2 protein-coding genes, 3 tRNA genes and 1 rRNA gene are annotated in these 4,942 nt (G+C 30.0%); all 6 read right to left on the bottom strand.

The genetic code is table 11. The features are described 5' to 3' along the window. Window positions 1-799: 799 nt before the first annotated feature. Window positions 800-1,942, bottom strand: coding sequence for an alanine--glyoxylate aminotransferase family protein (locus tag AZI32_RS16725; RefSeq protein WP_061997062.1), 1,143 nt, complete (start codon window positions 1,940-1,942; stop codon window positions 800-802). A 124-nt stretch (window positions 1,943-2,066) separates the two neighbouring features. Continuing rightward, complete coding sequence (locus AZI32_RS16720) at window positions 2,067-3,917, bottom strand: SH3 domain-containing protein (protein ID WP_061997060.1); 1,851 nt, start codon at window positions 3,915-3,917, stop codon at window positions 2,067-2,069. A 377-nt stretch (window positions 3,918-4,294) separates the two neighbouring features. Beyond that, a tRNA-Ala gene (locus AZI32_RS16715) sits at window positions 4,295-4,370 on the bottom strand. A gap of 5 nt (window positions 4,371-4,375) precedes the next feature. Then, window positions 4,376-4,452: transfer RNA gene (locus AZI32_RS16710), tRNA-Ile, on the bottom strand. A gap of 25 nt (window positions 4,453-4,477) precedes the next feature. After that, window positions 4,478-4,595 (bottom strand): 5S ribosomal RNA (rrf, locus tag AZI32_RS16705). 143 nt (window positions 4,596-4,738) lie between these two features. Then, window positions 4,739-4,813, bottom strand: a tRNA-Asn gene (locus AZI32_RS16700). Between the last annotated feature and the right edge of the window lie 129 nt (window positions 4,814-4,942).

Genomic DNA, 4,942 nt, shown 5'->3' with positions numbered 1-4,942 from the left:
CGATGTGAGTCTCTACAAAATAGATTCTCAAATGAATTAACTGGTTTTACCTATATTTATCTGTTTAATTTTCAAAGACCAATTCGTCATTACCTGACGACTTTTACAAGTTTACTAGATTTAAACTTTTTTGTCAATACCTTTTTGTAAAAACTTTTTTAAAATTTAAATCTTTATCGCTTGAGTTACTTACTTGGTTGCCCTAGCGACAAGATTTATTATATACTGTAATTTAATTATTTATACATATATTAACTGCAATTTTACTAGTTAAATCTTATTATAGTTTATTTTCCTTTTTCTTTCTTTAATTTACTATTATTGACACACTAGGTCCTGTTTGTTTTACTAATTCTTTTAATTTCCTTAAATATATAGGGAAACAAGCTCGAATTTTAATTTATTCAATAACTTTAAAATATTTTCATACAAAATGTAGTGTTGAATTCTAAGCGATTCAGAGCATGTCTCACTATTTAGGATATCCAAGTTTTGAAATGGATAATTTTAAAAGTCAACTTGGAACCCTATATAGGAAAACAAGCTTCAATTTAAATTTATTCAATGATTTTAAAATATTTTCATACAAGATGCAGTGTTGAATTCTAAGTGATTTGGAGCATGTCTCACTATTTGGTGTATCCAAGTCTTGTAATGGATAATTTTAAGTTTCCTCATTTAATAAATAAGTTGAAAGAGTTTTACCTTTATATAAATTAGTTTTTTATAGTAAAAAAACTATCACTTTATTATCTTTTTTTAAATCGATAAAGTGATAGTTCCATTTTTCTTTATTAAATTATAAGTTTTTTAAAAACTCTTCAACTAAGCTTTTACTCTTCTTATTGTATCCCAAATCCATAAGTGATTTTTCTAATATACTTAGCAAATATGTTAATTTATCTTTGTCTGCATTTTCTCCCATATGTCCTATCCTTATTACTTTTCCACTCATATAAGAAAAAGATCCTGCAATTAAAACATTATATTCTTCTAACATATGTTTTATTAGTTTATCACATCCTATAAACTCCGGAATTTTAACTGCTGTTATTGTGTTAGCCTGTCCTTTTTCTATAAACAGCTCTAACCCATATTCTAGTATAGCTTTTCTTACAGCATTTCCATATTTATAATGTCTTTTTATAACATTTTCTATACCTTCGTTTAAAATGTTATCTAATGCTACGTCTAAACTAACTATATCACTTATTGGCATAGTATATGGAAACCATTTTTCTTTATAATAATTTTTCCATATAGTTAAATTATTATAAAATCCCATTATAGGTTTTTTTCTATTTTCCATTACTCTTAATGCCTCTTCACTAATAGATACTATAGTAAGACCTGGTTGAGCTGATAAAACCTTTTGTGATGCCCCCAGTGCAATATCTATCTTCCACTCATCGACTCTGATATCCTCTCCACCCATAGATGCAACTGTATCCACAACTGTTAATATATTAAACTCTTTTAATAACGGACATACCTTATCTATATTATTTAAGAGCCCTGATGGTGTATCACAATGCACTATTGTAGCATACTTAAAATCACTATCTTTTTCTAAAAACCTTCTTAAATCATCTATATTAATATCTTTAGTTGTATCTGACTTATATGTAACAGGTTTTCCTCCATATATTTTCACAAAGTCAGCAAATCCAGCTCCAAAAACACCATTATCTATAACTAAGACCCTATCCCCTTCTTCTGTTAAAGATGCACATGCTGAATCTAATCCTAAAATGCCTTCTCCACTTAATATATAAATTGGATTTGAGGTCTTTATTATTTTTCCTATCTTTTCGCAGGTTCCTTTATAAAAATCATAAAATTGTAAATCTAAATCTGGATTAGTACATTGTTGTGCCCTTGCTAATCTAACATTTTCCCTAACTGATGTTGGTCCAGGTGTAAATACGTATGGACTTTTCATTCACTGCCACCCCTTTTTAATTAATATAAAAGCATAAAATTAAAAGCTCTTCTTTTCTTTTAATCTTATGCTCTACTAAATCTTGTTAATTATATTATATAATATAAATTAAAAACTTTAAAATTTATTTAACTATTCTTTTTGCTACATAATATCTACTATTAAAGTAATCATTGTTTAAATTTGATATTTTAATAAACTCTCCTGGTCCTGGTGCATGAATAAACTCATTCCCACCTATATATATTCCAACATGAGAAATATCATTTGGGTCATCATCATTAGTTGTAAAAAATATTAAATCTCCTGCTACAAGATTCCCTCTACTAACTGTTTGACCTTCATTGACTTGATAATAAGTTGTTCTCGATACACTTATACCAAAATGTTTATATACATATTGAACTAATCCTGAGCAGTCAAATCCTAATGGCGTAAATCCACCCCATAAATAAGGAACGCCAATATACTCTTTAGCCTTATTAGCTATATCTGCCCCACTATACCTAGATTCTATTAATGGAGTTTCGTTAACTATTGGTCCAACTTCTTCACTGCCATCATAAATTTTGACATAATCACCACAAATCCATCCCTCAATTCCTTGTACAGATATTTTATACCATCCATTTGAATGAGCAGTTACTTGACTTTTAGCTCCATATGTTAATGTTGCAACAATTTTTCCATTTGTATCTGCACTACTTCTTACATTTAAGGCCGATGCAGTTACTACTACTATTTTATTTACGTTTTCAATATTACCACTGTTATTCTCATTATTATTAGAATTAAAACTTACATAATCTTTGCAAATATATCCTGCTCCATTGCTATATTTTATTTTATACCATCCATTACTTTCAGATAAAATTTCAACTTTAGCATTAGAATTCAAAATTCCTAAATGATTGTATGATGTACCTGGACCAGATCTTACAAACAAAGCCTCTGCATCTACATATCCTGTTTTATTAATTTCTGTTTCATTAGAACCCCCTGAATTAGACTCTCCACCGGTTCCATTTAAATTTACATATTCAGATGAAACGTATCCAGTAGTCCCATTTACACTAATTTTATACCAACCATTTAGTTTTTCTATTATATCTACAGCTGTTCCTTGTCTTAATGAATGTACAACATTATAATTAGTTCCAGCTCCACTTCTTACATTCAAAACATCTGCACTAATAGTTCCTTTTGTTCCTGTAGCTTGACTATTATTATTACTATTATTATTGCTATTATTACCATCACTTGATAAAGATATATATTCAGAAGATACATAACCACTCACACCATTTGCATTTACCTTATACCAGCCATTTAATTTTTCTACTACGTCTACCTCTGTTCCTTTTCCTAATACAGTTGTAACTCCATAATTAGTTCCTGCACCACTTCTTAAATTTAAACTATCTGCATTTACTTTACCCTTTTCCCCTGCAACTTTATCATTGTTAGTTATATTCTCTGAAAAACTCACATATTCAGAAGATACATAACCCATAGATCCATTTACATTTATTTTATACCATCCATCATGATTTTCCATTATCAATACGCTTGTACCTTTTGGCAACGTTTTAACTACATTATAATTTGTACCTGCACCTTCTCTTAAATTCAATGCTATTACATTAACAATTCCACTTTTATTTATATTAGATGAAGAGTTATCCGAATTTGCACTTTCACCCATCTTAACATATTCTCCAAAAACCCATGCATTTTGTCCATTATAATCTATCTTATACCAATCGCCCTTTTTCTCTAGAACAGTTACCTTTGTATTTTCATTTAATGAACCTATTACTTTTGAAGAAGTATTGTTTTCAGATCTAACGTTCAAATTATTTACAGTAATTATTCCTACTTGAGTTCCTGCAGCCAATGCAGTTTTACTTCCTATAACCGAGTAAACACACATAGTGGCAGCAATAGCTCCTAGTGTTTTTTTAGAATTCTCCAAAATTGTCCCTCCATCCTAATTTGATTTGCCTCGTACATAATAATATATTATCTTCCTATGTTTTTACATATACAGTAATTAATACAAATTTATTATATCTTAATTTAGCCTTAATTGTTTGAATATTGCTTTAATTTTTTTCTACATTATATTGACATAAATCTACTTTAAAATATATATTTTTATATTAAGATATAATTTGTATATATGTTTAAAATAATTTTTTATATTTCAATGCTACAATTTCAATATAATATTAATTTTTTTCTACTACTGTACAATATATATTATTATCGTAAATTAATATAAAAGTTTAATAGAATCAGGTCGAATTTTGTAAAAAAGTATAAAAAAAAGCAGTTCTTTCGAACTGCTAATGGTGGAGATAAAGAGATTCGAACTCTTGACCCCCTGCGTGCAAGGCAGGTGCTCTCCCAACTGAGCTATACCCCCAAATATGGTGGACCTTCAGGGACTCGAACCCCGGACCTACCGGTTATGAGCCGGTTGCTCTAACCAACTGAGCTAAAGATCCTTATTACCAAGATTAACTTGGTACTACCTGGCAACAACCTACCCTCCCACACAGTCACCCGTGCAGTACTCTCGGCGTCTAGAGGCTTAACTTGCCTGTTCGGAATGGAAAGGAGTGTTACCCTCTAAACCATCATCACCAGATTAAATTTACTATAAACTACGTATTTCGTCGTCAGCTACGGTCACTACAGTACTCACTTATTATTAATAAGCTCCGTTCCTCGTTTCTTTGCTTCCTAGAACTACTTGTTTTTATTAAATTTACTTTATTTATTTTTAAAATATGGCTCCGCGAAAAGGATTCGAACCTTCAACCTATCGGTTAACAGCCGAGTGCTCCACCGTTGAGCTATCGCGGAATATTTTCAAAATTCTTATAAACTTCGTATTTCGTCGTCAATTTCAGTCATTGTGGTACTCACTTATGTATTATAAGCTCTGTTCCTCATTCCTTCATTTCCTAGAACTACTCGTTTCTAATAATTTTA

This window comes from Clostridium sp. ATCC 25772, from assembly GCF_001573875.1.
GTDB lineage: Bacteria > Bacillota > Clostridia > Clostridiales > Clostridiaceae > Clostridium_J > Clostridium_J senegalense.
This window is presented reverse-complemented; position numbering and strand designations above follow the sequence as displayed.